This window comes from Variovorax sp. OK605 (assembly GCF_900115445.1).
Classification (GTDB): Bacteria; Pseudomonadota; Gammaproteobacteria; order Burkholderiales; family Burkholderiaceae_C; genus Variovorax.
In genome coordinates this window covers 1-22,903 of record NZ_FOWL01000029.1, presented here as the reverse complement: position 1 = coordinate 22,903, position 22,903 = coordinate 1, and the positions used below count along the sequence as shown (strand labels likewise).

Here is a 22,903-nt window from a genome sequence, read left to right as displayed (position 1 = left end):
ATGAAAGCGTTCGCCGCGGCGAAGCATCTGCGGATTGCTGCTGTCGCAGTGCAACTGCTGGCCGCCGCAGCCGCGGTGCATGCCGCCAGCTCGGTCACCCTGACCGGCAGCATCGGCAGCCGCGCGATCCTGATCGTGAACGACAACCCGCCCAAGACGGTGGCTGTCGGCGAGACCTACCAGGGCGTGAAGCTCGTGTCGCTGCAGGCCGAGCAGGCCGTGGTCGAACTCGAGGGCAAGCGCGTCAACCTGCGCATGGACACGCCGGTCAGCATCAGCGGCGGCGTCAGCCTGGGCGGTGGCGGCAGCCGCGTGGTGCTTTCGGCGGACAGCCGCGGGCACTTCATGACGCAAGGCGCCATCAACGGCCGCCCGGTCACCTTCATGCTCGACACGGGTGCAACCGCGATTGCGCTGTCGGCCGACGACGCCCAGCGCATCGGCCTCGACTACAGCAAGGGCCAGCGCGTCGTCATGAACACCGCCAACGGGCAGGCGCCGGGCTACCGGCTGCGCCTGCAGTCGGTGCGCGTGGGCGATGTGGAGGTCTACGACGTCGACGCCATCGTCTCGCCGCAGGCCATGCCCTTCGTGCTGCTGGGCAACAGCTTCATCAACCGCTTCTCCATGCGCCGCGACGCGGACCAGATGGTCCTGGAAAAGCGGTACTGAGCTTTCCGGCCGCCTTCTTCTGGCGGCCTTCTTCCAGCGGCCGTCCGGTGAATCAGGCCTGCGCGGCCGTCACCACGATCTCGATCTTGTAGGCCGCGTTGGCCATCTTGGCCTGCACGGTCGCGCGCGGCGGCGTGCTGCCGGCCGGAATCCACGCGTCCCACACCTCGTTCATGGCCGTGATGTCGCCGATGTCGGCCAGGAAGATCTGCGTCATGAGAATGCGCGACTTGTCGCTGCCGGCCTCGGCCAGCAGGCGGTCGACCATGGCGAGCACCTGCGCGGTCTGGCCGCGGATGTCTTCCGTGGTGTCGTCGGGCACCTGGCCGGCAAGGTAGACGGTGCCGTTGTGCACGGCCGTTTCCGAGAGGCGCGGGCCGACGTGGTAGCGGGTGATGGAAGCCATGGTGTTTCTTTCTTTCAGTCTTGTTTCTTCTTGGCGCCGAGCTTCGACTCGGTGCCGGCCGCGAGCCGGCGGATGTTTTCGCGGTGCCGCCAGAACAGCAGCAGGCTCATGACGATGAGGGCGATGAGCACCGTGCGGTCGAGCGGCCAGGCGATGCCGCCGCCGATCAGATAGTAGGCCGGTGCAAAGAAGGCGGCCACCAGCGACGACAGCGACGAATAGCGGAAGAAGACCGCGATGATCAGCCAGGTCACGCCGGTCGCCAGCCCCAGCAGCGGCGCAATGCCCACCAGCACGCCGGCCGCCGTGGCCACGCCCTTGCCGCCCTGGAAACCGAAGAACACCGGGTACAGGTGGCCGAGAAACGCCGCCAGGCCCGCGAGCGCGGCCACGCCCGCCCCCAGGCCCCACTGCGCGCCGAACTGGTGAATCAGGAACACCGGCACCCAGCCCTTGAGCGCGTCGAGCAGCAGCGTGGCCAGCGCCGCGCCCTTGTTGCCCGAGCGCAGCACGTTGGTGGCGCCGGGGTTCTTGCTGCCGTAGCTGCGCGGGTCGGCCATGCCGAGCGTCTTGCTCACGATGACCGCGAAGGACAGCGAGCCGATCAGGTACGACACCACGATGGCGATGAGGGAAGGCAAGGTGAAACTCAAGACGGCACTCCGCGGGGGGGAAAGTTGTTCTTATTCGGCGACGACCGCCTGGGGCGGCGATTGGATCACAACATACTGCTTGCGAAACTCGAAACCGCGGTCGGGCCACTGTGTCACATAGGCGCGCAGCGCATCGGCGCCGGCCGGCCAGTCTTCGCCGTTGACGCGGCAGTCGGCCTGCACCTGGCCCTGTGAATCGCGCGCGGCGTACAGGCGCACGCCGTACACCGCGTCCGATTCGATCTGCGGCCTGAAGGCGTCCCAGGTGTTGGTGAAGAGGCAGCAGGGGCAAAACGGATGCTCTTCGTTCGCCTCGATCTCGGGGTGGGCCATGCGGTGCGCCACGGGGCCGAACAGCACGCGCCGCGCGCGGCCTTCCTGCCAGTTCATCTCCATCGACGTGCAATGGCCGAGCTCCTTGCGCAGCGCGTCCTGGTACACGACCAGGTCCACCTGGGCCCACAGGTCGAAGCCGCTGGCCAAGGTATCGGTGGCGTTGCCGCCCGCGGAATGCTGGAACTCGAAGGTGCCGCCTGGCAGCAGTTGCTCGTGCGCCACCTCGATGGTGGTCGAGCTGGTCGCCTTGTCGCCGGACTCGACCGACAGGCTCAGTATCTGCGGCAGCAGCCACAGCCCGTCGGACAGCACGACCCAGCCCTCGCGCTCCAGCCGGCCTTCATGGCCGCGCGCCGCGAGCGTCTCGAGCAGCATGGCCGACAGGTCGACCGTCTCGCTCCAGCTGCGCTCGTCGTTGCGGTACGACATTTCGAACGACGCGCCCTGGCCCGGGTTGCCGGCCAGCCGCGAAGGAAAGTAGTCGGAAGACGGGAATGTCATGGCGCCGGCTATTCTGCCAGCGCACATTGAACGGGCGTGGCGCCCAGCAGCGCCACGCACACCTGCGGATCGATGCCGATCAGGTAGCCGCGCCGCCCGCCGTTGAGCACGATCCGCGGCAGCTCGAGCACGGTCGCCTCCACGTACACCGGCATCTCGCGCCGCGTGCCGAACGGCGAGGTGCCGCCCACCATGTACCCGCTGTGGCGCTGCGCGACCTCGGGCTTGCACGGCTCGACCGATTTGGCGTCGATCTGCCGCGCCAGGTTCTTGGTCGACACCGTGCGGTTGCCGTGCATCAGCACGATGAGCGGTTTGGCGTCCTGGTCCTGCATCACCAGCGTCTTGATGACGGTGAACGGGTCGAGCCCCAGCATCTCGGCGCCGCGTTGCGCGCCGCCGTGTTCCATGTATTCGTAGGGATGCTCGGTGAAAGCGACCTTGTTCGCCCGCAACAGCTGGGTTGCGGGCGTTTCCGAGACGTGGGTCTTCTTGCTCATTGAAGTAGCTTCGTGCTTCGCACTCCGGTATGCGCTTGCTCGGGGCGGCGCGGCGCTGCGCTCACGCCGCCGGGTCGCGGATTTCCAGGCGGATCTTGTCGATTTCCGCCAGCACTTCCGGCGACAAGGTGGTGCCGTACACGTCCAGGTCTTCGTCCAGCTGCGCCACCGAAGTCACGCCGATGATGGTGCTCGCCACCTGCCACTTGGTGTAGCAGAAGGCCAGCGCCATCTGCGTGGGCGTCATGCCGTTGTCGCGCGCGAGCTGGTTGTAGCGCTTGGCGGCGCGCAGCGAATCGGGCTTGCCCCAGCGCTGCTTGCGCACCGACTCGTAGCTCGAGATGCGCGCGCCCTTCGGGGCGTCGGGGCCGTCGATGCCGCTCTGGTCGTACTTGCCCGTCAACAGGCCGAAGGCCAGCGGCGAATAGGCCAGCAGCGACACGTTCAGGCGGTGCATGGTCTCGTCCAGGCCATTTTCGTGGGCCCGGCTGACCAGGCTGTACACGTTCTGCACCGTGGCCACACGCGGCAGGCCGTGCTGTTCGGCCAGGCGCACGAACTCGTGCACGCCGTAGGGCGTTTCGTTCGACAGGCCGATGGCGCGCACCTTGCCGGCCTTCACCAGCTTGCCCAGCGCCTCGAGTTGCTCGTGGATCGGCGTCTTCGACGTTTCCTTGGCCGGGTCGTAGTACATGTTGCCGAACAGCGGCACGTGGCGCTCGGGCCAGTGGATCTGGTAGAGGTCGATCACGTCGGTCTTCAGGCGCTTGAGGCTGGCGTTGCACGAGGCCTCGATGTCGGCGGCCGTCATGCCCGAGCCTTCGCGCACCCATGGCATGTTGCGCGACGGGCCGGCCACCTTGGTGGCCACCACCAGCTTCTCGCGCGCGCCGGGGTTGGCGGCGAACCAGTTGCCGATGATGGTCTCGGTGACGCTGTAGGTTTCCTTGCGCGTGGGCACCGAGTACATCTCGGCGGTGTCGATGAAATCGACGCCGCGCTCGAGCGAGCGGCTCAGGATGGCATGGGAGGTGGGCTCGTCGACCTGTTCGCCGAAGGTCATGGTGCCGAGGCAGATCGGGGTGACGTGCAGGTCGCTTTGACCGAGTTGGATCTTTTTCATGCGCGGGATGCTACCGCCCTCCCCGGCAAGCTGCTGGCGGCCGGCGCAAAACCTGAGCGCCCATGTCCACGCCGCACGCGCCGGCTGTCGTGTGCCGGACTGCGTCAGCCCAAAGGCCTCTTTATCATCGGGCGCCATGTACCAAGCCCTCCGCCCCTCCCGCAGTGAATTCGTGCCCGTGCGCAACCTCAGCTACCACGTGCGCCTGTGGGGCCAGCCCTCCGACGCGCGTCCTCCCCTGGTGCTGGTGCACGGCTGGATGGACGTGGCGGCGTCGTGGCAGTTCGTGGTCGACGCCATGGAAGAAGACCGCTTCATCGTCGCGCCCGACTGGCGCGGCTTCGGCCTGACCGACGGCGGCGGCGTCGACAACTACTGGCTGGCCGACTACCTGGCCGACCTCGAATGGCTGCTCGACCACTATGCGGGCGAAGGCGACAACGCACGCCAGGTCGACCTGGTCGGCCACAGCATGGGCGGCAACGTCGCCATGCACTACGCCGGCGTACGGCCAGAGCGCATTCGCCGCCTGGTCAACCTCGAAGGCTTCGGCATGCCCGCGCGCAAGCCGGAAGAAGCGCCCGCGCGCTACGGCCAGTGGATCGACGAACTCAAGCGCCTGCACCGCGGCGAGATGGCGCTGGCCGGCTACTCGGCCGTGGATGGCGTGGCGCGCCGCCTCATGAAGACCAACCCGCGCCTCACGCCCGACAAGGCCAACTGGCTCGCCAGCCACTGGTCGGTGAACCATGGACAGCCCGACGGCGCCGAGCGCTGGCAGATCCTGGGCGATGCGGCGCACAAGATCGTCAACGCGCACATCTTCCGGGTCGACGAGACGCTGGCGCTCTACGCGCGCATCACCGCGCCGCTGCTGATGGTCGAGGCCTCCGACGACAGCCTGCACGGCTGGTGGAAGAACCGCTACACGCTCGACGAATTCCACGAGCGCCTGAAGTCCGTGCCCGCCGCGCGCATCGAGCGCCTGGCCGACGCGGGCCACATGCTGCACCACGACCAGCCGCAGCGCGTGGCGCGGATGATCGAAGAGTTCCTGGCCGGCTGAGCCGGCCCTGCGTCAAGCCCGGCCCGGCTCGCTGTCCAGGCTCGCCATCTGCGCCGCGGCATAGCGCTCACCGGCGGCGGCGCCCTTCGGCACCGCGCGCTCGATGGCCGCCAGGTCGTCGGCGCCCAGCGTCACGTTCAGCGCGCCCAGTGCCTCGGCCAGCCGCGAGCGTTGGCGCGCGCCCACCAGCGGCACGATGTCGTCGCCCTGCGCCGCGACCCATGCAATGGCGATCTGCGCCACCGTCACGCCCTTGGCATCGGCAATGTGACGCAGCGCCTCCACCAGCGCGAGGTTGCGGTCCGCGTTCTCGCCCTGGAAGCGCGGCGTGTGCATGCGGTAGTCGGTGGCGCTCGCGGCGTCCTTCTTCCAGTGACCGCTGATGAGCCCGCGCGCAAGCACGCCGTACGCCGTGATGCCGATGCCCAGCTCGCGGCACGTTGCAAGAATGTCGTCTTCAATGCCGCGCGAGATCAGCGAATACTCGATCTGCAGATCGCAGATCGGGTGCACCGCCGCCGCCCTGCGAATGGTTTGCGAGCCCACTTCCGACAGGCCGATATGGCGCACATAGCCCGCCTTCACCAGGTCGGCGATGGCGCCCACCGTGTCCTCGATCGGCACGTTCGGGTCGAGCCGCGCCGGGCGGTAGATGTCGAGGTGGTCCACGCCCAGGCGCTGCAGCGAGTAGGTGGCAAAGTTCTTCACCGCCGCGGGCCGCGCGTCGTAGCCGATCCAGCCGCCGGCGGGGTCGCGCATGGCGCCGAACTTCACGCTCACCAGCGCCGCGTCGCGCTGCGAACCCTTCAGGCCCTTGAGCGCCTCGCCGATCAGCATCTCGTTGTGGCCGTTGCCGTAGAAATCGCCGGTGTCGAGCAGCGTGACGCCCGCGTCCATTGCAGCGTGGATGGTGGCGATGCTCTCCGCGCGGTCCGACGGGCCGTACACGCCCGACATGCCCATGCAGCCGAGCCCGATGGCGGAGACCTTGGGGCCGTTCATGCCCTTGGTGCCGAGTTGAAGTGTGTTCATGGCGCGTGTCCTTTCAGGGGTTTCAGAAGGTGCCGCGGGCAGGTTGCGAGCGGCATGGCTGTAGTCTGGAACGAAGCGCTGCGTTCGATAATCCGCCCAGCGCCGCACAGGTTGTGCGCAAAACCGCACAATCACTCCATGACGGACCCCGACCTTTCTGACCTCGGCGCCTTCGTGGCGGTCACGCGGGCCCGCGGCTTTCGCGGTGCGGCCGCCCTGCGCGGCGTGTCGCCCTCCTCGCTCAGCGAGGCCATGCGCCGGCTCGAGGCGCAACTGGGCGTGCGCCTGCTGAACCGCACCACGCGCAGCGTGACGCCGACCGAGGCCGGCCTGCGCCTGCTCGACCGCATCTCCCCCGCGCTGGACGACATTGCCGGCGCGCTCGACACGCTCAACAGCTTTCGCGACAGCCCCACCGGCACCTTGCGGCTGAACGTGCCCATGGTGGTGGCGCAGCGCGTGCTGCCGCCGCTGGCCTGCCGCTTCCTGCACGCGCACCCGGGCATCACGCTGGAGCTGACGACCGACGACAGCTTCATCGACGTGCTCGCGGCGGGCTTCGACGCCGGCATCCGCTACGACGAGAGCATTGCGCGCGACATGATCGCCGTGCCCCTGGGCCCGCGCACGCAGCGCTTCGTGGCCGCGGCGTCGCCCGCGTACCTGGCCGCGCACGGCGTGCCCAGGCACCCGGCCGACCTGCTGAAGCACGCCTGCATCGGCCACCGCTTCCCCAGCGGCGTGCTCGCGCCCTGGGGCTTCGTGCGAAAGGGCAAGGCCGTCAAGATCACGCCGACCGGCCCGCTCATCGCGTCGATGCCCGACGTGGAAGTGCATGCCGCCGTCTCGGGGCTGGGCCTGATCTACCTCTTCGAGGAGTACCTGCGCCCCGCGCTCGACAGCGGCGCGCTGGTGCCGGTGCTGGAAGACTGGTGGCAGAGCTTCTCGGGGCCGTTCCTGTACTACCCGAGCCGCACGCACATGCCGGCGCCGCTGCGCGCGTTCGTCGATTTCCTGAAGCGCGAAGGCTAGGCCCGGACAGGGAGGCCCACAGAGGCCCAAAAGAGGCCCAAAGAGCCACCACCAGGACGCCGCGATATTCGCCGAGCGGATATCCAAGCGCACGAATCTTCGTTCGCACCGCTGGCACCGCGTCCTAGAGTGCGCAGCTCCCTTGTCTCCCCGGAGTTGCCTGTCATGCGTCTTTCCTCGCGCTCCTTCCTGCGCGCGCCGTTGCATTTGCTCGGCGGCCTTGCCCTCGGCCTGCTGCTGCAGGTGTCCGCCCACGCCGCCGACCTGCGCGTGGGCTTCATGCCCGGCCCGTACCGCGACGCCTTCACCCACGGCATCGAGCCCCAGCTGAAGAAGCTGGGCTACACCGTCAAGTACGTCGAGTTCAGCCAGGGCGTGCAGCCCAACGACGCGGTGGAGCGCGGGCAGATCGACGCCAACATCTTCCAGCACTCGCTGTACCTCGACGCCACCAACAAGCAGCAGGGCTTCGACCTGGTGCCCGTGGTGCACGTGCCCACGCCGCCGATGGGCCTGTACTCGCAGCGCCACAAGTCGCTCGACTCGGTGCCCGACGGCGCCACCGTCACGCTGCCGGCCGATCCGGTGAACGCGGCGCGCGCGCTGAACATCCTCGCGGCCATCGGCTGGGTCACGCTGAAGCCGGGCGTGAGCCCGCTGAGCGTGTCGGAGCGCGACATTGCGAGCAACCCCAAGCGCCTGAAGCTGGTGCCGCTCGAAGCCGCGCAGGCCCCGCGTTCGCTGGCCGATGCCGACATTGCCGCCGTGCAGGGCAACTTCGCGGTGGCCTCGGGCCTGAAGCTCACCGAGGCGCTGAAGCTGGAGGACATGACCCTGCCCTACGTGAACGTGGTGGCGGTCAAGCGCAGCAACGAGAACGCGAAGTTCGCGAAAGACATTGCCACGGCCTACCAGTCGCCCGAGTTCCAGCGCTTCTTCAAGGCCAACCCGACCTGGGCCGGCTACCGGCTGCCCGACCACTTCTCCCAATGAGCCATCCGACAACGACGACCAAGCCCCGCCAGCTGCACCTGAACGTCAACATCCTGCATTCGGGCTTCGTGCCCTCGGCCTGGCGCCTGCCGCAGAGCGACCCGGGGGCCTTTGCCGACATCGGGCACTACATCCGCACGGCCCAGATTGCCGAGGCGGGCAAGCTCGACGCGGTGTTCCTCGCGGACAACGCGGCCATCGTCGACCAGATCCACTTTCGCCCGATCACCGCGTTGGAGCCCACCATAGTGCTGGCCTGCGTGGCCGCGGCCACCACGCACATCGGGCTGATCGCCACGGCGTCGACCAGCTACAACGAGCCCTACAACATCGCCCGGCGCTTCGCCACGCTCGACCATGTGAGCAACGGCCGCGCGGGCTGGAACGTGGTGACCACGGCCGACCTGCCCTCTGCGCGCAACTTCGGCCTGGACGCCACGCCCGACCATGCGAAGCGCTATGCGCGCGCCTCGGAGTTCACCGACATCGTGAAGGCGCTGTGGGACAGCTGGGAAGACGATGCCTTCATCGGCGACAAGGCCGGCGGCCGCTTCATCGACCCGGCCAAGGTGCACGCCATTGCGCACCGCGGCGAGCACTTCGCGGTGCAGGGGCCGCTGAACCTGCCGCGCCCGCCGCAGGGGCACCCGGTGCTGGTGCAGGCCGGCGCGTCGGCCGACGGGCGCGAGCTGGCGTCGCGCCATGCGGAAGCGGTGTTTTCGGCCTCGCAGTCTTTCGAGGAATCGCTGGCCTATGCGCGCGCGCTGAAGACCCGCGCCGCGGAGCTGGGTCGTGGGCCCGACGCCGTGAAGGTGCTCGCGGGCCTGACCACCATCGTCGGCAGCACCGAGGCCGAAGCGCGCCGCCGGCGCGACGAGCTGGTCGACCTGATTCCGTGGGACTACAGCCTCACGCGCATCGCCGGCACGCTAGGCATCGCGCCCGACCGGCTGAAGCTCGACGAGCGTCTGCCTGAAGACCTGCCTTTGCCCGGCAATGGCAACGGCAACCACACCTTCTTCAACGCGGTGGTGGCCGCGGGCCGCACGCACGGCTACACGGTGCGCCAGCTGATCCGCGAGCTCGCGGGCGGCGGCGGGCACCGCGTGATTGTCGGCACGCCGGAGCAGATTGCGGACGACATCGAGCGCTGGTTCAAGGCCGGCGCGGCGGACGGGTTCAACCTGATGCCCGATGCGCTGCCGCACGGGCTGCAGGACTTTGTCGACGGCGTGGTGCCGATCCTGCAGAAGCGCGGGCTCTTCCGCACGGAATACGAGGGGCGCACGCTGCGGGACCATCTCGGGTTGGCGCGGCCTGGCGGAAGGGCTGCGCAGAGGCTGGCTGCCTGAAGGGCGGCGCCTGCGATCTGGTGCTTGGGGAGCGCTGTTCGGGGTGCGCTCATGCCGACGGGGTACCTGGCTCCGCGAATGTCCCCCGGGCTTCGCCCTCCTCCTTTATTTCGCTGCGCAAGGCACCCCATCGACCTGAGCGTTTTCAGGGCCGGGGTTGATCAGCGTTGCGCCAGCGGCGTGCCCAGATGCACAGGGCGTCGGGTGCTCCCCGCAGCGAAATAAAGGGGGAGCCCGAAGGGCGGAGGACATTCGCGGAGGGGAGTACCCGGCGGCCTGTGCATGCGCCCTGAACAAGAGCACTCACACAGCACACAGCCCACTCATCGCCTACTCGTCGTCGGCGTCGTTCCCAGTCAGGGAAAGAACCTCTTCGACAAAGGCCTCGAAGAGCGGCAACGAAGCAGGCAAGGCCTCGAAAGACGCCACCTCGCCTGCGTCGAAGAAATGCGGCTTGCCGGCCGGCACCGACACCCACTCGCCGGCCTCCACAAGCAGGCCCAGGTAGCCGTCGGCGGTCGGCACATAGAACAGCCCGGCGCTGTCGAGCACCTGCTGCCCCTTCTTCTTGCCGCGGCCCCAGCTCACGCCCTGCCCGGCCAGGTGTTCGGTGATCCAGCCGTCGCACACGTGGGTGTCGCGCCAGCCTCCTTGGGCATCGAATACGGCCAGAACGGGCATGGGGAATCCTTTTTCAGGAAAGAGAGTTACTGCAGGAAGCTGGGCTTGGCGTAGCCCTGGAACTTGCTGTCGACCACGGCCTTGAACTCCTTGGAGCGGTAGGCTTCCGCGATGTCCTTGGCCCACTGCGTGTTCTTGTCGGCGTTCTTCACGGCAACCACATTCAGGTAGTACTCGGGCGTCTTCTCGAGCACCACGGCCTCGGTGAGCTTCAGGCCCGACGAGATCGCGAAGTTGCCGTTGACGATGGCGTATTCGGTGTCACCCAGCGAACGCGGCAGCTGCGCGGCTTCCAGCGGAATGAACTTCAGCTTCTTCGGGTTCTCGGCCACGTCACGCTCGGTGGAGCGCAGCGCATCGATGCCGGGCTTGAGCGTGATCAGCTTGTTCTGCTCCAGCAGCACCAGCGCGCGGGCCAGGTTGCTCGGGTCGTTCGGCAGCGTTACGCGGTCGCCTTCCTTCACGTCGGCCAGCGTCTTGCGCTTGGTCGAGTACACGCCCATGGGCGCGATCGGGCCTTGCACCAGCTCGGTGATGTCCAGCTTCTGGTCGGCGGCGAACTTCTTCAGGTAGACCTGGTGCTGGAAGAAGTTGGCGTCGAGCGAGCCCTGGGCCAGCGCGAGGTTGGGCTGCACGTAATCGTTGAATTCGACCAGCTTCACCTTGTAGCCCTTCTTCTCGAGGATCGGCACGATGCCTTGCTTGAGCTGGTCGGTGTTGGAGCCGGCGGTGCCGCCGATCACCAGGTTCTTCTTGGCGGGGTCTTGCGCATGGGCCTGCAGCGACAGGCCGCCGAGCGACAGCGCGGCCAGGGACAGGGCAAGAACGGAACGGCGCAGGAAAACGGTCTTCATGAGATAGGAAAGCAGCTAGGAGAAAAAGAAAAAATCAACGCTTGTCGAGCCTGCTTGCCGTGGTGTTGCCCACGAACTGCAGGATCTGTACCAGCACCACGAGCAGCGCCACCGTGAGCACCATCACGTCGGTCTGGAAACGGTAGTAGCCGTAGCGGATGGCCAGGTCGCCAATGCCGCCGCCGCCCACCACGCCGGCCACCGCCGAGTACGAGAGAAAGCTCACGGCCAGCACGGTCAGCGCCAGCACCAGGCCCGAACGCGCCTCCACCAGCAGCACGCGCCAGACGATCTGCAGCTCCGAGGCGCCCATGGCGTGCGCCGCCTCGATCACGCCGCGCGGCACTTCGCGCAGGCACTGGTCGACCAGGCGCGCCAGGTACGGAATGGCGGCGAACGACAGCGGCACGGCCGCGGCCAGCGGGCCGATCGACGTGCCCGCGATCACCCGCGTGAACGGCACCAGCGCCACCAGCAGGATGATGAAAGGGAACGAGCGCACCGTGTTCACGATCCAGTTGAGCACCAGGAACGCCGGCTTGTTCTCCAGCGACTGGCCGGGGCCCAGCAGGAACAGCAGGATGCCCAGCGGCCCGCCGATGAGCACCGCGGCCGTGAGGCCGATGGCCAGCATCATGAAGGTCTGGCCCGTGGCCACCCACAGCTCGGGAAGGATGGGGGCGATGTTTTCAAACATGAGCGGGCTCCTGGGCGTTGAGGTCCGGCGCAACGCGCAGGGTGGCGGCGCCGTTGCCGGCCTCGCGCAATTCGCGCGACTCGCGCGACTCACGCTCCCGGCGGCGCACCAGTTCGTCGATTTCGCGGCCCAGCGCGGTCTTGCGCTCGGCCTTGGGCGCGTCCTCGACCGCGAACTGCTCCACCAGCCGGCCCTTCTCGAGGATGGCCACGTTGCGGCACAGCACCTCGACCACCGACAGCTCGTGCGTCACGATGACGATGGTCACGCCGATCTTCTGGTTGATGTCGCGCAGCGTTTCCAGCAGCGAGCGCGTGGTTTCGGAGTCGAGCGCCGAGGTGGGCTCGTCGCACAGCAGCACCTGCGGGCGCGACGCCAGCGCGCGCGCAATGGCCACGCGCTGCTTCTGGCCGCCGGACAGCTGTGCCGGATAGGTGTCGATCTTCTCGGCCAGGCCCACCAGGGCCAGGCACTCGCGCACCCGCGCGTCGATCTCGGCCTTGGAATGGTGGCCGTGGATCTTCAGCGGGAAGGCCACGTTGCCGAACACCGTGGCGTTCTGCAGCAGGTTGAACTGCTGGAAGATCATGCCGATGTTCTGGCGCGTGTCGCGCAGCTCGCGGCGCGAGAGCGTGGTGAGGTCGCGCCCGCCGACGAAGACCTTGCCCGCATCGGGCCGCTCCAGCAGGTTGATGAGGCGCAGCAACGTCGACTTGCCGGCGCCGCTCTTGCCGATCAGGCCGAACACGTCGCCCTGCTGGATGTCGAGCGACAGCGACTGCACGGCGTCGAACACCTCGCCGCTGGGCAAGGCGAAGGACTTCTGCACCGATTGGAGACGGATGACCGGCTGCGCGTTGTCGCGGGCCGCATCAGGCGTGGGGTGGGTCATGGAAAGAAGGCGCGGCCAGCATCGAAGCCGGGCGCGCAGGTTCGCAAAAAGGTGCCGAGTATGAAAAGAAAAGAGCCGAAAGGGAACGAACAAATCGGCTGCTGCTTATATTGGAAACGAGATAAGAAACCCCTGCAGTCCAAGGCCAAGCCATATCGATATGCCGATTGGTTCGTTCCCTTGGGGGCCGGACGATGCCACATTCGCGCCTTCATTTTTGATTTCGCGACAACAACATGCACACCCTCTTGCGCCGCCGCAGCCTGATCCTCGCCACCCTGGCCGCCGCCCTCTTCGGCGGCAATGCCGCCTTTGCACAGGACAAGAACACCCTCAAGGTCGGCGTGTCCGTCGGCAGCGCCGAGCAGATCTTCGAAGTGGTGAAGAAGGTCGCCGCCAAGGACGGCCTGAACATCCAGCTCGTGGTGTTCAACGACTACCAGTTGCCCAACGCGGCGCTGGCCTCGGGCGACCTGGACGCCAACGCCTTCCAGCACCAGCCCTTCCTGGACAACCAGAACAAGGCGCGCGGCTTCGACATCGTGCCCGTGGGCCTGACCATCACCGCGCCGCTGGGCTTCTACTCGCGCAAGCTCAAGTCGATCGACCAGCTGCCCGACGGCGCCGCCGTGGGCATCCAGAACGACCCGTCCAACGGCAACCGCGCGCTGTTGCTGCTGCAGCAGGCCGGCCTGATCACGCTGAAACCCGAGGCCGTGAAGAACAACACCGCCACCCCGCTGGACGTGGTGACCAACCCCAAGAAGCTGAAGCTGGTGGCGCTGGACGCCGCCCAGCTGCCGCGCTCGCTCGACGACCTGGCCATTGCGGCCATCAACAACGACTACGCCGAGAAGGCCGGCCTGTCGCTCGCCAAGGACGCCGTGATCAAGGAAGCGCCCAAGGGCCCCTACGCCAACCTGATCGCCGTGCGCCGCGCCGACAAGGACAAGCCCTGGGCCAAGCGCCTGGTGGCGGCCTACCAGTCGGCGGAGGTGAAGAGCTACATCGAGACCCAGTTCAAGGGCTCGCTCGTCCCCGCGTTCTGATTTCGGTCTTCTCCCTCCCCTCCCGGGGGAGGGCTGGGGTGGGGGCACGCGGCGTTCGATGAAGCAATGCGCTGAACAGATGCCGCTTGCCCCCATCCCAGCCTTCCCCCGGAAGGGGAAGGAGCAATACAGGCGCGCTGCTGGACGGGTTTGCGGACCGTGAGAAAATGCCCGGTTTCCCCGAACACAGTCAGGACACCCCATGGACGCAGAACAGATCAACCAAATCGGCGCAATGCTCGCGGACCTGAGCGTCCGTACGGTCGATTTACGGAGGTATCTTTGACTACGATGCCAAAGCTGAACGACTGAGGACAGTCAACGCATCGCTCGAAGACCCCAACGTCTGGAACGACCCGAAGAAGGCCCAGGAACTGGGCAAAGAGAAGAAGTCGCTCGACGACGTGGTCGTCACGCTCGACAAGCTCACCAATGGGCTGTCGGACAACACCGAGCTCTTCGAAATGTCGAAGGAAGACGGCGACATGGACGGCCTGCAGGCCATTTCCGATGACGCCGCCACGCTCGAAGCCGACATCAAGCAGCTCGAATTCCGCCGGATGTTCAACAACCCGGCCGACCCGCTGAACGCCTTCGTCGACATCCAGGCCGGCGCCGGCGGCACCGAGGCCTGCGACTGGGCCAGCATGCTGCTGCGCCAGTACCTGAAGTACGCCGAGCGCAAGGGCTTCAAGACGCAGATCGAAGACGAGACGCCCGGCGACACCGCCGGCATCAAGGGCGCGACCATCAAGGTCGAGGGCGACTACGCCTTCGGCCTGCTGCGCACCGAGACCGGCGTGCACCGCCTGGTGCGCAAGTCGCCGTTCGACTCGTCGGGCGGGCGCCACACCAGCTTCGCCAGCATCTTCGTGTACCCGGAAATCGACGACTCGATCGAGATCGAGATCAACCCTTCCGACGTGCGCACCGACACCTTCCGTGCCAGCGGCGCGGGCGGCCAGCACATCAACAAGACCGACTCGGCCGTGCGCCTCACGCACATTCCGACCGGCATCGTGGTGCAGTGCCAGGACGGCCGAAGCCAGCACAGCAACCGCGACGTGGCGTGGAAGCGCCTGCGTTCGCGCCTGTACGACCACGAGATGCGCAAGCGCCAGGAAGAGCAGCAAAAGCTCGAGGACAGCAAGACCGACGTGGGCTGGGGCCACCAGATCCGCAGCTACGTGCTGGACAACAGCCGCATCAAGGACCTGCGCACCAACGTCGAAGTCTCGGCCACCCAGAAGGTGCTGGACGGCGACCTGGACGTGTTCATCGAAGCCTCCCTGAAGCAAGGCGTGTAACCCCCATGAGCCTGACGAGCCTGAACGACGGCAAGGTCGAAGCCCTCATCTTCGACATGGACGGCACCATGATCGACTCCATGCCCTGGCATGCGCGGTCGTGGGTCGAGTTCGTGGCGCGCCACGGACTGAAGCTCGACGTGAGCGACATCCTCGCGCGCACCACGGGCCGCACCGGCACCGAGTGCATGCGCGAGCTGTTCGAGCGCGACCTGTCCGACGAGGAATGCCAGGCCATGGTCCACGAGAAGGAAGAGATCTACCGCGCCCTCTTCCACGACAACTTCACCGAAGTGGCGGGCTTCACGGCCTTTGCCAAGGCGGCCGTGGCGCGCGGGCTCAAGGTGGCCGTGGGCACCGCCGGCGACAAGGGCAACATCGAGTTCGCCATGTCGCGCCTGAAGATGGACCCGCTGCCGCTGGCCATCGTGGGCGGGGACGAGGGCTTCAGCGGCAAGCCCACGCCCGCCATCTTCCTGGAAGCCGCGCGGCGCATCGGCATTGCGCCGGAGCGCTGCATCGTCTTCGAAGACGCGCCCTTCGGCATCGAAGCCGCGCGCCGCGGCGGCATGCGTGCCGTGGCCGTGTGCAGCACCCATACCGCCGCCGAGCTGGCCGGCCCCCATGTGATTGCCGCGGTTCGTGACTACAACGAACTCGCCCATTCGAATTTTCTGGAGACCCTCGATGCTGTTGCCTGATGTTCGCGGTGCCCAAGGGCAACCCATTGCCATTCGCCGCGAAGACTATGCCGCCCCGGCGTACTGGATCGACACCGTCGACCTCACCTTCGACCTCGACCCCGCCAAGACCCGCGTGCTCAACCGCATGCAGATGCGCCGCAACCCCGAGGTGCCGGTGCAGCCGCTGCGCCTGCACGGCGACGAGCTGAACCTGGCGCGCGTGCTGGTCAACGGCCAGGGCGCGTCTTTCCGCATGGAAGGCGACCAGCTCGTCATCGACAGCCTGCCCGACGCCTTCGAGCTCGAGATCTTCACCACCTGCTGCCCCATCAAGAACACCAAGCTGATGGGCCTGTTCGTGAGCGAGGACACCTTCTTCACGCAGTGCGAGGCCGAGGGCTTCCGCCGCATCACCTACTTCCTGGACCGTCCGGACGTGATGGCCATGTACACCGTCACGCTGCGCGCCGCCAAGGCCGCGTACCCGGTGCTGCTGTCCAACGGCAACCTGGTCGACCAGGGCGAGCTGCCCGAAGGCCGCCACTTCGCCAAGTGGGTCGACCCCTTCAAGAAACCCAGCTACCTGTTCGCCCTGGTGGCGGGCAAGCTGGTGGCACGCGAGCAGCGCATCAAGGCGCGCAGCGGCAAAGACCACCTGCTGCAGGTGTACGTGCGCGCCGGTGACCTCGACAAGACCGAGCACGCGATGAACTCGCTCATCAACTCCGTGCTGTGGGACGAGGCGCGCTTCGGCCTGCCGCTGGACCTGGACCGCTTCATGATCGTGGCCACCAGCGACTTCAACATGGGCGCCATGGAAAACAAGGGCCTGAACATCTTCAACACGAAGTACGTTCTGGCCAACCAGGCCACCGCCACCGACGCCGACTACAGCAACATCGAAAGCGTGGTCGGCCACGAGTACTTTCACAACTGGAGCGGCGACCGCGTCACCTGCCGCGACTGGTTCCAGCTGTCGCTGAAGGAAGGCCTCACCGTCTTCCGTGACCAGGAATTCAGCCAGGACCTGTGCGCCGACGCGTCGGCGCGCGCCGTGAAGCGCATCGAGGACGTGCGCGTGCTGCGCACCGCCCAGTTCCCCGAAGACGCCGGCCCCATGGCCCACCCGGTGCGGCCCGACAGCTACATCGAGATCAGCAACTTCTACACCGTCACCATCTATGAAAAGGGTGCCGAGGTGGTCCGCATGATGCAGACGCTGGTCGGGCGCAAGGGCTTCGAGAGGGGCATCACGCTTTACTTCGAACGCCACGACGGCCAGGCCGTGACCTGCGACGACTTCGCCCAGGCCATTGCCGACGCCAACCCCGACTCCGAACTGGCCCGCCTGCTGCCCCAGTTCAAGCGCTGGTACAGCCAGGCCGGCACGCCCCGCCTGGCCGCGCACGGCGTGTACGACGCGCAGAACCGCAGCTACACCCTGAGCGTGGTGCAAAGCTGCCCGCCCACTCCGGGCCAGCCGGCCAAGGAACCCTTCGTCATTCCGCTGAACATCGGCCTGCTCGATGCCGGCGGCCGCGAACTGCCGATGCAGATCGAAGGCGAGAGCGACGTCACGCGCGGCACCCGCACCCTGGTGCTGTCGCGTGCCGGCGAGCAGATCACCTTCGTGGGCCTGGACGCCGAGCCCGTGCCTTCCATCCTGCGCGGCTTCAGCGCGCCGGTGATCCTCGACTTCGAATACACCGACGCCCAGCTGCTCACCCTGCTGGCCAACGACCCCGACCCGTTCAACCGCTGGGAAGCCGGCCAGCGCCTGGGCCTGCGCGCCGCGCTGCAGGGCATTGCCGCCCTGGCCGCCGACGCCGCCCCGGTGCTGAACGACGCCTACATCGAGGCCATGCGCAGCGTGCTGCGCAACCCGCAGCTCGACGCCGCCTTCAAGGAGCTGGTGCTCACCCTGCCGTCGGAAACCTACATTGCCGAGCAGCTCGACGTGGTCGACCCGCAGCGCGTGCACCTGGTGCGCGAAGCCATGCGCGCCCAGCTGGCCACCGCCCTGTTCAGCGACTGGGAGCAGGTGTACGAAGCCAACAAGGACACCGGCGCCTACAGCCCCGACCCCACGTCGTCGGGCCGCCGCGCGCTGGCCGGCATGGCGCTCAACTTCCTGTGCCTGGCGACGCGCGCCTCCGGCGACGCCGTGTGGCCGGGCAAGACCCTGCAGCGCTTCAAGGACGCGGGCAACATGACCGACCGCTTCAACGCGCTCAACGCGCTCGTGTCGTCGGGCCACACCCTGGCGGCGCAGGCGCTGGCGCGTTTCCACGCCATCTTCAAGGACGAGGCGCTGGTCATCGACAAGTGGTTCTCGCTGCAGGCTGGCGCCAGCGACCGCGGCGGCGACATCCTGCCGCTGGTGAAGCAGCTCATGAAGCACCCCGACTTCTCGCTGAAGAACCCCAACCGCGCGCGCAGCGTGATCTTCAGCTACTGCAGCGCCAACCCGGGCGCGTTCCACCGCCCCGACGCGGCCGGCTACGTGTTCTGGAGCGAGCGCGTGATCGAGCTCGACGCCATCAACCCCCAGGTGGCCGCCCGCCTTGCGCGCGCGCTCGACCGCTGGAGCAAGCTGGCCGAGCCCTACCGCAGCGCCGCGCGCGAAGCCATCGCCCGCGTGGCCGCCAAGCCCGACCTGAGCAAGGACACCCATGAGGTGGTGACCCGCGCCCTGGCCGGAAACTAAGCCTGCAACCAAGCAAGAGACTGAACACAAAGCATATGGCTCAACAAAAGATTTCCCTCACCCGCTACCTCGTCGAACAGCAACGCGCCGACGGCCTCATTCCGGGCCAGCTGCGCCTGCTGCTCGAAGTGGTGGCCCGCGCCTGCAAGAGCATCAGCCAGGCCGTGAACAAGGGCGCGCTGGGCGGCGTGCTGGGCACGGCCGAGAGCGAGAACGTGCAGGGCGAGATCCAGAAGAAGCTGGACATCATTGCCAACGAAGTGCTCATCGAGGCCAACGAATGGGGCGGCCACCTGGCGGCCATGGCCAGCGAGGAGATGGAATCCATCCACGTGGTGCCCAACCGCTACCCGCAGGGCGAATACCTGCTCATGTTCGACCCGCTGGACGGCAGCAGCAACATCGACGTGAACGTGAGCATCGGCACCATCTTCAGCGTGCTGAAGAAGCCCGACGACCACCCCGGCGTGCAGGAAAACGACTTTCTGCAGCCCGGCACCCAGCAGGTGGCGGCCGGCTACTGCATCTACGGCCCGCAGACCACCCTGGTGCTGACCGTGGGCAACGGCGTGGCCATGTTCACGCTCGACCGCGAGCAAGGCAGCTTCGTGCTGACGCAGGAAGACATCCAGATTCCGGCCGACACCAAGGAATTTGCCATCAACATGAGCAACATGCGCCACTGGGACGAGCCCGTGAAGCGCTACATCGACGAGTGCCTGGCCGGCAAGGAAGGCCCGCGCGGCAAGGACTTCAACATGCGCTGGATTGCCAGCATGGTGGCCGACGTGCACCGCATCCTGATGCGCGGCGGCGTCTTCATGTACCCGTGGGACAAGCGCGAGCCCGAGAAGGCCGGCAAGTTGCGCCTGATGTACGAGGCCAACCCCATGAGCTGGCTGGTGGAGCAAGCCGGCGGCGCCGCCACCAACGGCAAGCAGCGAATTCTTGACCTGCAACCCACCAAGCTGCACGAGCGCGTGAGCGTACTGTTGGGTTCACGAAACGAAGTTGAGCGTTTGACGCAGTACCACGCTGAGAAGGCCTGATTTCGTGGCTATAATCTGAGGCTTCGCCGGTGTAGCTCAGTCGGTAGAGCAGCTCATTCGTAATGAGAAGGTCGGGTGTTCGATTCATCTCTCCGGCACCAATTGAAAGCCCCGTTGCTATCGCCTTGATAGCAACGGGGCTTTTTCATTTGTACTGTTCGCGCAGCTAGGTGAAATGTCTCGCCCGCGAAAGCCTGAGTCTTTTCGTAAGCGTCAGCTCAGCACCCCCCTTGACCTCTGCCGTTCGATCAGATGTCGAAGACCTGTCGCAGCATATGGAAGGGAACGCGCCATGAGTGCCCGTTGCCGGTGTCGACGGTGGCAGTGCGCTGGTTGATGCGCACGACAATGCCCACCTGAGGCTGGAGGTACTTGTCGTCGAACGAGACCTTCTCGCCGCAGCGGAAGTCACCTCGCGCAGGCATGCTCTTCAGCGGCGCGGGACGCGTAGGGGTCGATGCAGTTGCACTGGCAGGACTTGGCGGCTCGACGGCCGCATAGGGCAGCTTCCATTCGCGCCGCGTGCCTTCCTCGTGCAAGGTGACCTGCGTGTCCTTCATGGCGACCACCTTGCCATTGCGCATCTGGCCGTCGCGCCAGTCGAGGAAGCGCACCATCTGGCCGAGGTTCATGTTCGTGCGCACAGCGATGATGCGTCGCGGATCGGCCAGCATGCGCTCGATGATGGCGCTCAGTTGGAACAGCTCCAGGCTGGTCGCACGATTAAGCGCATCGATCAGCTTGGGGTCGGTGCCTTGCGGGTTCACTGCGTTGTCCTCTTGGCGTTGTCAGGTTGTAGTCGCCCGGGCACGAGGTCCTCAGGCGACCAGCCGCTGCTCGAGGTGTTGCGGCGCACCGATGTTCCACGGCAGCAACTCGTCGATGCGGTTGATGGGATGGTCCGCGATGCGCCCGAGCACATCGCGCAGATAAGCCTGTGGATCGATCCCGTTCAACTTGGCTGTTTCCACGAGGCTATAAATGGCCGCAGCGCGCTCGCCCCCGGCGTCCGAGCCCATGAACATGTAATTCTTGCGGCCCAGGCCGACACCGCGCAACGCGCGCTCGGCGGCGTTGTTGTCGATCTCGATGCGTCCATCGTCACGGTAGCGCGTCAACGACCCGAGCCGCGTGAGCGTGTAGCCGATGGCGCGCGCGAGCTCCGACTTGGTCGACACCTGGGCGAGCATCCCTCGCAACCAGGCGAATAGTTCCTCGAGCAGCGGCCCGGCCCGCGCCTGGCGCTCCCTGCATCGCTCAGCCGGCGGGCGACCACGGATGCCGGCTTCGATCGCATACAGCGCACCAATGCGCCTGAGCGCTTGTTCCGCAATCGAGCCTGGCGCACGCCCCTGACTCTCGTGCAGATCCCAGAACGGCCTGCGCGCGTGCGCCCAGCACGAAGCCTCGATGACGTTGCCGCTTGCATAGAGCTTGGCGAAGCCGGCATACGCATCGGCCTGCAACACGCCCTTGAAGTTCTTCAGGTGCGCCTGGGGATGTTCGCCCTTGCGGTCGGGCGAGTAACGCAACCACGCCGCCGGCGCGTCGGTGCTCGCCGATGCCCGATCGTCACGCACATAGACCCACAGCCTTCCGGTCTTGGTCCGGCCTCGCCCGGGCGAGAGCACCGCCACCGGCGTGTCGTCGGCATGCAGCTTGGAGCCGGCCAGCACGTAGCGCCCGAGCGCTGCAACCAACGGGTCCAGCAGCTTCTCGCTCTGGCCGACCCAGCCAGCCATCGTGGAGCGTTCGATCACGACGCCCTCGCGGGCGTAGATGCGGCTCTGGCGGTACAGCGGTTGGTGGTCGCAGTACTTGGACACCAGCACGTGGGCCAGCAGCCCGGGACCGGCGATGCCACGTGCGATGGGCCGGCTCGGCGCTGCTGCCTGGAAGATGGATTCGCACGCCATGCAGGCGAGCTTGGGGCGCACGTGGCGGATCACCTTGAAGCGCGAGGGCACGTACTCCAGTTGTTCAGAGACGTTCTGGCCGATCTGACGCAGTCGGCCGCCGCACGCACTGCAGCCGCAGGCCTGGCCGACGGCGTCGTGGCGGGCATCCGATGCCTCGGGCCGGTACACATGGTTCTCTCGAGGCAAGTGTGCGGGCAAGCTGCGGTCGAAGCCTTCGCTGTTGGCCGCTTGCACCTTCGGTGTCTGCGCGACCGGCGCAAGCTCGTGCATCGACAGGTCTGCGATCAACGCGATCTGCGGGTCGTCCAGCTGTTCGCTGGAGGCGCCGAAGCGGGAGCGAACCTGGCGCAGCAACTGCACCTTGAGCTTGTCCACGAGCAGCTTGAGCATGACGACTTCGGCATCACGCGCCTGCACGACACGCAGCAGCGAGTCGACGGTGTGGGGCGCGTTGGCGGTGTTCGGCACGCCCTCTACTATGCCATCGGACCTACCCGGAGTTGACCGGGACCCGTGCGTTCAGAAGACGAATTCTTGAGCGCGGTTCAAGCCGCGAGCGCGGGCTGATCGGTGCGCGTCGGCATGCGCCAGTCGATGCCTTCGAGCAGCATCGACAGCTGCGCCGGCGTGAGCGAGATCTTGCCCCCTTGCGCCTGCGGCCAGACGAATCGGCCGCGCTCCAGGCGCTTGGCCAGCAGCAGCAATCCCTGGCCATCGAACCACAGGACCTTGAGCATGTCGCCGCGTCGGCCGCGGAAGACGAAGACGTGGCCGCAGAACGGGTTGGTCTCCAACGCCGTCTGCACCATCGCAGACAGGCCATTGAATCCCTTCCTCATGTCGGTATGGCCGGCGACGATCCAGACGCGGGTGCTTGTAGGAAGGCCGATCACGCAAGCGCCTTCAGCGTCTGCAGGACATGGCGCACGCTGGCCTCGTCGACCGCGCCACGCAGTCGGACGCGCACACCGCCGACATCGATCTCGATGGTCCCGGCAGGTTGGCGAGGCGCCACCACCGTGGGTGAAGAGCATGGCGCGATCGACGCAGCTTCGATGGTGACGGGCAGCAGCATTGGCGAGGGCTTCGACGGTGCCGGCGTCTGGGGCTGCTCTTGCGTGCTCAGATGCATCCTGCGCCATGCGAACAGCAGGTTCGAGTTGATGCCCGCTTCCAGCGCGACGGCGGCCACCGACGCACCGGGCACCAAGCTGCGCGCGACCAACTCGCGCTTGAACATTGGGCTGTGCTCGCGCCGACGGCGCTTGCTCGGGGTGTATTGATCGTTCATTGATGTGCATTAGCGGTTCTTCATGCACACCATCGCAGCGTGCATGGGCCACCGATCCTGCACATCAGCCTTCAGTGAAAACAGAGGGTACTGAGGAGACGCTTACGT

At 66.8% G+C, this 22,903-nt stretch carries 24 protein-coding genes and 1 tRNA gene; 11 read left to right on the top strand and 14 right to left on the bottom strand.

Features of this window, described 5'->3' with window-relative positions; all coding sequences use genetic code 11:
* Positions 1 to 672, top strand: coding sequence for a retropepsin-like aspartic protease family protein (locus BM013_RS38770; RefSeq protein ID WP_371281815.1), 672 nt, complete (start codon positions 1 to 3; stop codon positions 670 to 672).
* A 52-nt stretch (positions 673 to 724) separates the two neighbouring features.
* Here the strand turns inward: BM013_RS38770 and BM013_RS38765 are convergent, their stop codons facing one another.
* The 5 genes from BM013_RS38765 to BM013_RS38745 all read right to left on the bottom strand — a co-directional run bounded on the left by BM013_RS38765 (position 725) and on the right by BM013_RS38745 (position 4,191).
* Positions 725 to 1,078, bottom strand: coding sequence for a RidA family protein (locus BM013_RS38765; RefSeq protein WP_093135752.1), 354 nt, complete (start codon positions 1,076 to 1,078; stop codon positions 725 to 727).
* Between the two features lie 14 nt (positions 1,079 to 1,092).
* The gene (gene plsY / locus BM013_RS38760) at positions 1,093 to 1,731 is read right to left on the bottom strand and encodes a glycerol-3-phosphate 1-O-acyltransferase PlsY (protein ID WP_093135750.1); all 639 of its coding nucleotides are present in this window, start codon (positions 1,729 to 1,731) and stop codon (positions 1,093 to 1,095) included.
* A 30-nt stretch (positions 1,732 to 1,761) separates the two neighbouring features.
* Positions 1,762 to 2,568 carry a DUF6348 family protein gene (locus BM013_RS38755; protein ID WP_093135747.1) on the bottom strand — a complete coding sequence of 269 codons (807 nt, stop codon included), beginning with the start codon at positions 2,566 to 2,568 and terminating at the stop codon, positions 1,762 to 1,764.
* Between the two features lie 8 nt (positions 2,569 to 2,576).
* The gene (locus BM013_RS38750; protein ID WP_093135745.1) at positions 2,577 to 3,068 is read right to left on the bottom strand and encodes an aminoacyl-tRNA deacylase; all 492 of its coding nucleotides are present in this window, start codon (positions 3,066 to 3,068) and stop codon (positions 2,577 to 2,579) included.
* Between the two features lie 61 nt (positions 3,069 to 3,129).
* Positions 3,130 to 4,191: an aldo/keto reductase gene (locus tag BM013_RS38745; RefSeq protein ID WP_093135742.1), complete on the bottom strand. Its 1,062-nt coding sequence runs from the start codon at positions 4,189 to 4,191 to the stop codon at positions 3,130 to 3,132.
* A gap of 136 nt (positions 4,192 to 4,327) precedes the next feature.
* Between BM013_RS38745 and BM013_RS38740 the strand changes: the two genes are divergently transcribed.
* On the top strand, positions 4,328 to 5,257 hold the full coding sequence (locus tag BM013_RS38740) for an alpha/beta fold hydrolase (RefSeq protein WP_093135740.1): 930 nt from the start codon (positions 4,328 to 4,330) through the stop codon (positions 5,255 to 5,257).
* Between the two features lie 12 nt (positions 5,258 to 5,269).
* Here BM013_RS38740 and BM013_RS38735 read toward each other — a convergent pair whose 3' ends face one another.
* A complete protein-coding gene (locus BM013_RS38735) occupies positions 5,270 to 6,289 on the bottom strand; it encodes an aldo/keto reductase (protein WP_093135737.1) in 1,020 nt (339 codons plus the stop codon).
* Positions 6,290 to 6,427: 138 nt separating this feature from the next.
* Here BM013_RS38735 and BM013_RS38730 point away from each other — a divergent pair, with 138 nt between their 5' ends.
* The 3 genes from BM013_RS38730 (at position 6,428) to BM013_RS38720 (ending at position 9,666) form a co-directional block, all read left to right on the top strand.
* On the top strand, positions 6,428 to 7,321 hold the full coding sequence (locus BM013_RS38730) for a LysR family transcriptional regulator (protein WP_093135735.1): 894 nt from the start codon (positions 6,428 to 6,430) through the stop codon (positions 7,319 to 7,321).
* Between the two features lie 165 nt (positions 7,322 to 7,486).
* Positions 7,487 to 8,314, top strand: coding sequence for a MetQ/NlpA family ABC transporter substrate-binding protein (locus BM013_RS38725; RefSeq protein WP_093135732.1), 828 nt, complete (start codon positions 7,487 to 7,489; stop codon positions 8,312 to 8,314).
* On the top strand, positions 8,311 to 9,666 hold the full coding sequence (locus BM013_RS38720; protein WP_093135730.1) for an LLM class flavin-dependent oxidoreductase: 1,356 nt from the start codon (positions 8,311 to 8,313) through the stop codon (positions 9,664 to 9,666). Before BM013_RS38725 ends, BM013_RS38720 begins: the two co-directional genes overlap by 4 nt.
* Positions 9,667 to 9,996: 330 nt before the next feature.
* Here the strand turns inward: BM013_RS38720 and BM013_RS38715 are convergent, their stop codons facing one another.
* The 4 genes from BM013_RS38715 to BM013_RS38700 are packed head-to-tail and all read right to left on the bottom strand — an operon-like array spanning position 9,997 to position 12,790.
* A complete protein-coding gene (locus tag BM013_RS38715; protein WP_093135727.1) occupies positions 9,997 to 10,347 on the bottom strand; it encodes a cupin domain-containing protein in 351 nt (116 codons plus the stop codon).
* Positions 10,348 to 10,373: 26 nt separating this feature from the next.
* On the bottom strand, positions 10,374 to 11,201 hold the full coding sequence (locus BM013_RS38710) for a MetQ/NlpA family ABC transporter substrate-binding protein (protein WP_093135725.1): 828 nt from the start codon (positions 11,199 to 11,201) through the stop codon (positions 10,374 to 10,376).
* A 34-nt stretch (positions 11,202 to 11,235) separates the two neighbouring features.
* The gene (locus tag BM013_RS38705) at positions 11,236 to 11,898 is read right to left on the bottom strand and encodes a methionine ABC transporter permease (RefSeq protein ID WP_093135722.1); all 663 of its coding nucleotides are present in this window, start codon (positions 11,896 to 11,898) and stop codon (positions 11,236 to 11,238) included.
* The gene (locus BM013_RS38700; protein ID WP_093135720.1) at positions 11,891 to 12,790 is read right to left on the bottom strand and encodes a methionine ABC transporter ATP-binding protein; all 900 of its coding nucleotides are present in this window, start codon (positions 12,788 to 12,790) and stop codon (positions 11,891 to 11,893) included. Before BM013_RS38700 ends, BM013_RS38705 begins: the two co-directional genes overlap by 8 nt.
* A gap of 236 nt (positions 12,791 to 13,026) precedes the next feature.
* On the opposite strand from BM013_RS38700, the gene BM013_RS38695 reads away from it, so the two are divergent.
* The 6 genes from BM013_RS38695 to BM013_RS38670 all read left to right on the top strand — a co-directional run bounded on the left by BM013_RS38695 (position 13,027) and on the right by BM013_RS38670 (position 19,686).
* Complete coding sequence (locus BM013_RS38695; protein WP_093135717.1) at positions 13,027 to 13,839, top strand: MetQ/NlpA family ABC transporter substrate-binding protein; 813 nt, start codon at positions 13,027 to 13,029, stop codon at positions 13,837 to 13,839.
* A gap of 202 nt (positions 13,840 to 14,041) precedes the next feature.
* Positions 14,042 to 15,146 (top strand): peptide chain release factor 2 gene (prfB, locus tag BM013_RS38690; protein ID WP_143072417.1). Its coding sequence is split into 2 segments (ribosomal slippage): positions 14,042 to 14,122 and positions 14,124 to 15,146, totalling 1,104 coding nucleotides; the frame shifts between segments, so codons are not numbered across the junction.
* A 5-nt stretch (positions 15,147 to 15,151) separates the two neighbouring features.
* Positions 15,152 to 15,847 carry an HAD family hydrolase gene (locus BM013_RS38685; protein WP_093135715.1) on the top strand — a complete coding sequence of 232 codons (696 nt, stop codon included), beginning with the start codon at positions 15,152 to 15,154 and terminating at the stop codon, positions 15,845 to 15,847.
* Positions 15,834 to 18,536, top strand: coding sequence for an aminopeptidase N (gene pepN, locus BM013_RS38680; protein ID WP_093135712.1), 2,703 nt, complete (start codon positions 15,834 to 15,836; stop codon positions 18,534 to 18,536). The genes BM013_RS38685 and pepN overlap by 14 nt, the downstream gene beginning before the upstream one ends.
* A gap of 35 nt (positions 18,537 to 18,571) precedes the next feature.
* Positions 18,572 to 19,585, top strand: a complete 1,014-nt coding sequence (locus BM013_RS38675; RefSeq protein ID WP_093135710.1) for a class 1 fructose-bisphosphatase — start codon at positions 18,572 to 18,574, stop codon at positions 19,583 to 19,585.
* Between the two features lie 25 nt (positions 19,586 to 19,610).
* Positions 19,611 to 19,686, top strand: a tRNA-Thr gene (locus BM013_RS38670).
* Between the two features lie 147 nt (positions 19,687 to 19,833).
* On the opposite strand, the gene BM013_RS38665 is transcribed toward BM013_RS38670, so the two are convergent.
* The 4 genes from BM013_RS38665 to BM013_RS38650 form a co-directional block, all read right to left on the bottom strand.
* The gene (locus tag BM013_RS38665; protein WP_093129133.1) at positions 19,834 to 20,352 is read right to left on the bottom strand and encodes a hypothetical protein; all 519 of its coding nucleotides are present in this window, start codon (positions 20,350 to 20,352) and stop codon (positions 19,834 to 19,836) included.
* Between the two features lie 51 nt (positions 20,353 to 20,403).
* Complete coding sequence (locus tag BM013_RS38660) at positions 20,404 to 21,972, bottom strand: IS66 family transposase (RefSeq protein WP_093129132.1); 1,569 nt, start codon at positions 21,970 to 21,972, stop codon at positions 20,404 to 20,406.
* 77 nt (positions 21,973 to 22,049) lie between these two features.
* Positions 22,050 to 22,397, bottom strand: coding sequence for an IS66 family insertion sequence element accessory protein TnpB (gene tnpB, locus BM013_RS38655; RefSeq protein WP_093129131.1), 348 nt, complete (start codon positions 22,395 to 22,397; stop codon positions 22,050 to 22,052).
* Positions 22,394 to 22,795: an IS66-like element accessory protein TnpA gene (locus BM013_RS38650; protein ID WP_093129130.1), complete on the bottom strand. Its 402-nt coding sequence runs from the start codon at positions 22,793 to 22,795 to the stop codon at positions 22,394 to 22,396. The genes tnpB and BM013_RS38650 overlap by 4 nt, the downstream gene beginning before the upstream one ends.
* Between the last annotated feature and the right edge of the window lie 108 nt (positions 22,796 to 22,903).

Bases quoted from the DNA above. Each gene is read 5' to 3' on its own strand.
- BM013_RS38685 (WP_093135715.1), top strand. From the start codon at position 15,152: ATGAGCCTGACGAGCCTGAACGACGGCAAGGTCGAAGCCCTCATCTTC.
- BM013_RS38650 (WP_093129130.1), bottom strand. From the start codon at position 22,795: ATGAACGATCAATACACCCCGAGCAAGCGCCGTCGGCGCGAGCACAGC.
- BM013_RS38725 (WP_093135732.1), top strand. From the start codon at position 7,487: ATGCGTCTTTCCTCGCGCTCCTTCCTGCGCGCGCCGTTGCATTTGCTC.
- BM013_RS38755 (WP_093135747.1), bottom strand. From the start codon at position 2,568: ATGACATTCCCGTCTTCCGACTACTTTCCTTCGCGGCTGGCCGGCAAC.
- BM013_RS38730 (WP_093135735.1), top strand. From the start codon at position 6,428: ATGACGGACCCCGACCTTTCTGACCTCGGCGCCTTCGTGGCGGTCACG.
- BM013_RS38705 (WP_093135722.1), bottom strand. From the start codon at position 11,898: ATGTTTGAAAACATCGCCCCCATCCTTCCCGAGCTGTGGGTGGCCACG.
- BM013_RS38770 (WP_371281815.1), top strand. From the start codon at position 1: ATGAAAGCGTTCGCCGCGGCGAAGCATCTGCGGATTGCTGCTGTCGCA.
- BM013_RS38710 (WP_093135725.1), bottom strand. From the start codon at position 11,201: ATGAAGACCGTTTTCCTGCGCCGTTCCGTTCTTGCCCTGTCCCTGGCC.
- BM013_RS38715 (WP_093135727.1), bottom strand. From the start codon at position 10,347: ATGCCCGTTCTGGCCGTATTCGATGCCCAAGGAGGCTGGCGCGACACC.
- BM013_RS38675 (WP_093135710.1), top strand. From the start codon at position 18,572: ATGGCTCAACAAAAGATTTCCCTCACCCGCTACCTCGTCGAACAGCAA.
- BM013_RS38765 (WP_093135752.1), bottom strand. From the start codon at position 1,078: ATGGCTTCCATCACCCGCTACCACGTCGGCCCGCGCCTCTCGGAAACG.
- BM013_RS38695 (WP_093135717.1), top strand. From the start codon at position 13,027: ATGCACACCCTCTTGCGCCGCCGCAGCCTGATCCTCGCCACCCTGGCC.
- BM013_RS38745 (WP_093135742.1), bottom strand. From the start codon at position 4,191: ATGAAAAAGATCCAACTCGGTCAAAGCGACCTGCACGTCACCCCGATC.
- BM013_RS38750 (WP_093135745.1), bottom strand. From the start codon at position 3,068: ATGAGCAAGAAGACCCACGTCTCGGAAACGCCCGCAACCCAGCTGTTG.
- BM013_RS38720 (WP_093135730.1), top strand. From the start codon at position 8,311: ATGAGCCATCCGACAACGACGACCAAGCCCCGCCAGCTGCACCTGAAC.
- BM013_RS38735 (WP_093135737.1), bottom strand. From the start codon at position 6,289: ATGAACACACTTCAACTCGGCACCAAGGGCATGAACGGCCCCAAGGTC.
- pepN (WP_093135712.1), top strand. From the start codon at position 15,834: ATGCTGTTGCCTGATGTTCGCGGTGCCCAAGGGCAACCCATTGCCATT.
- BM013_RS38740 (WP_093135740.1), top strand. From the start codon at position 4,328: ATGTACCAAGCCCTCCGCCCCTCCCGCAGTGAATTCGTGCCCGTGCGC.
- BM013_RS38700 (WP_093135720.1), bottom strand. From the start codon at position 12,790: ATGACCCACCCCACGCCTGATGCGGCCCGCGACAACGCGCAGCCGGTC.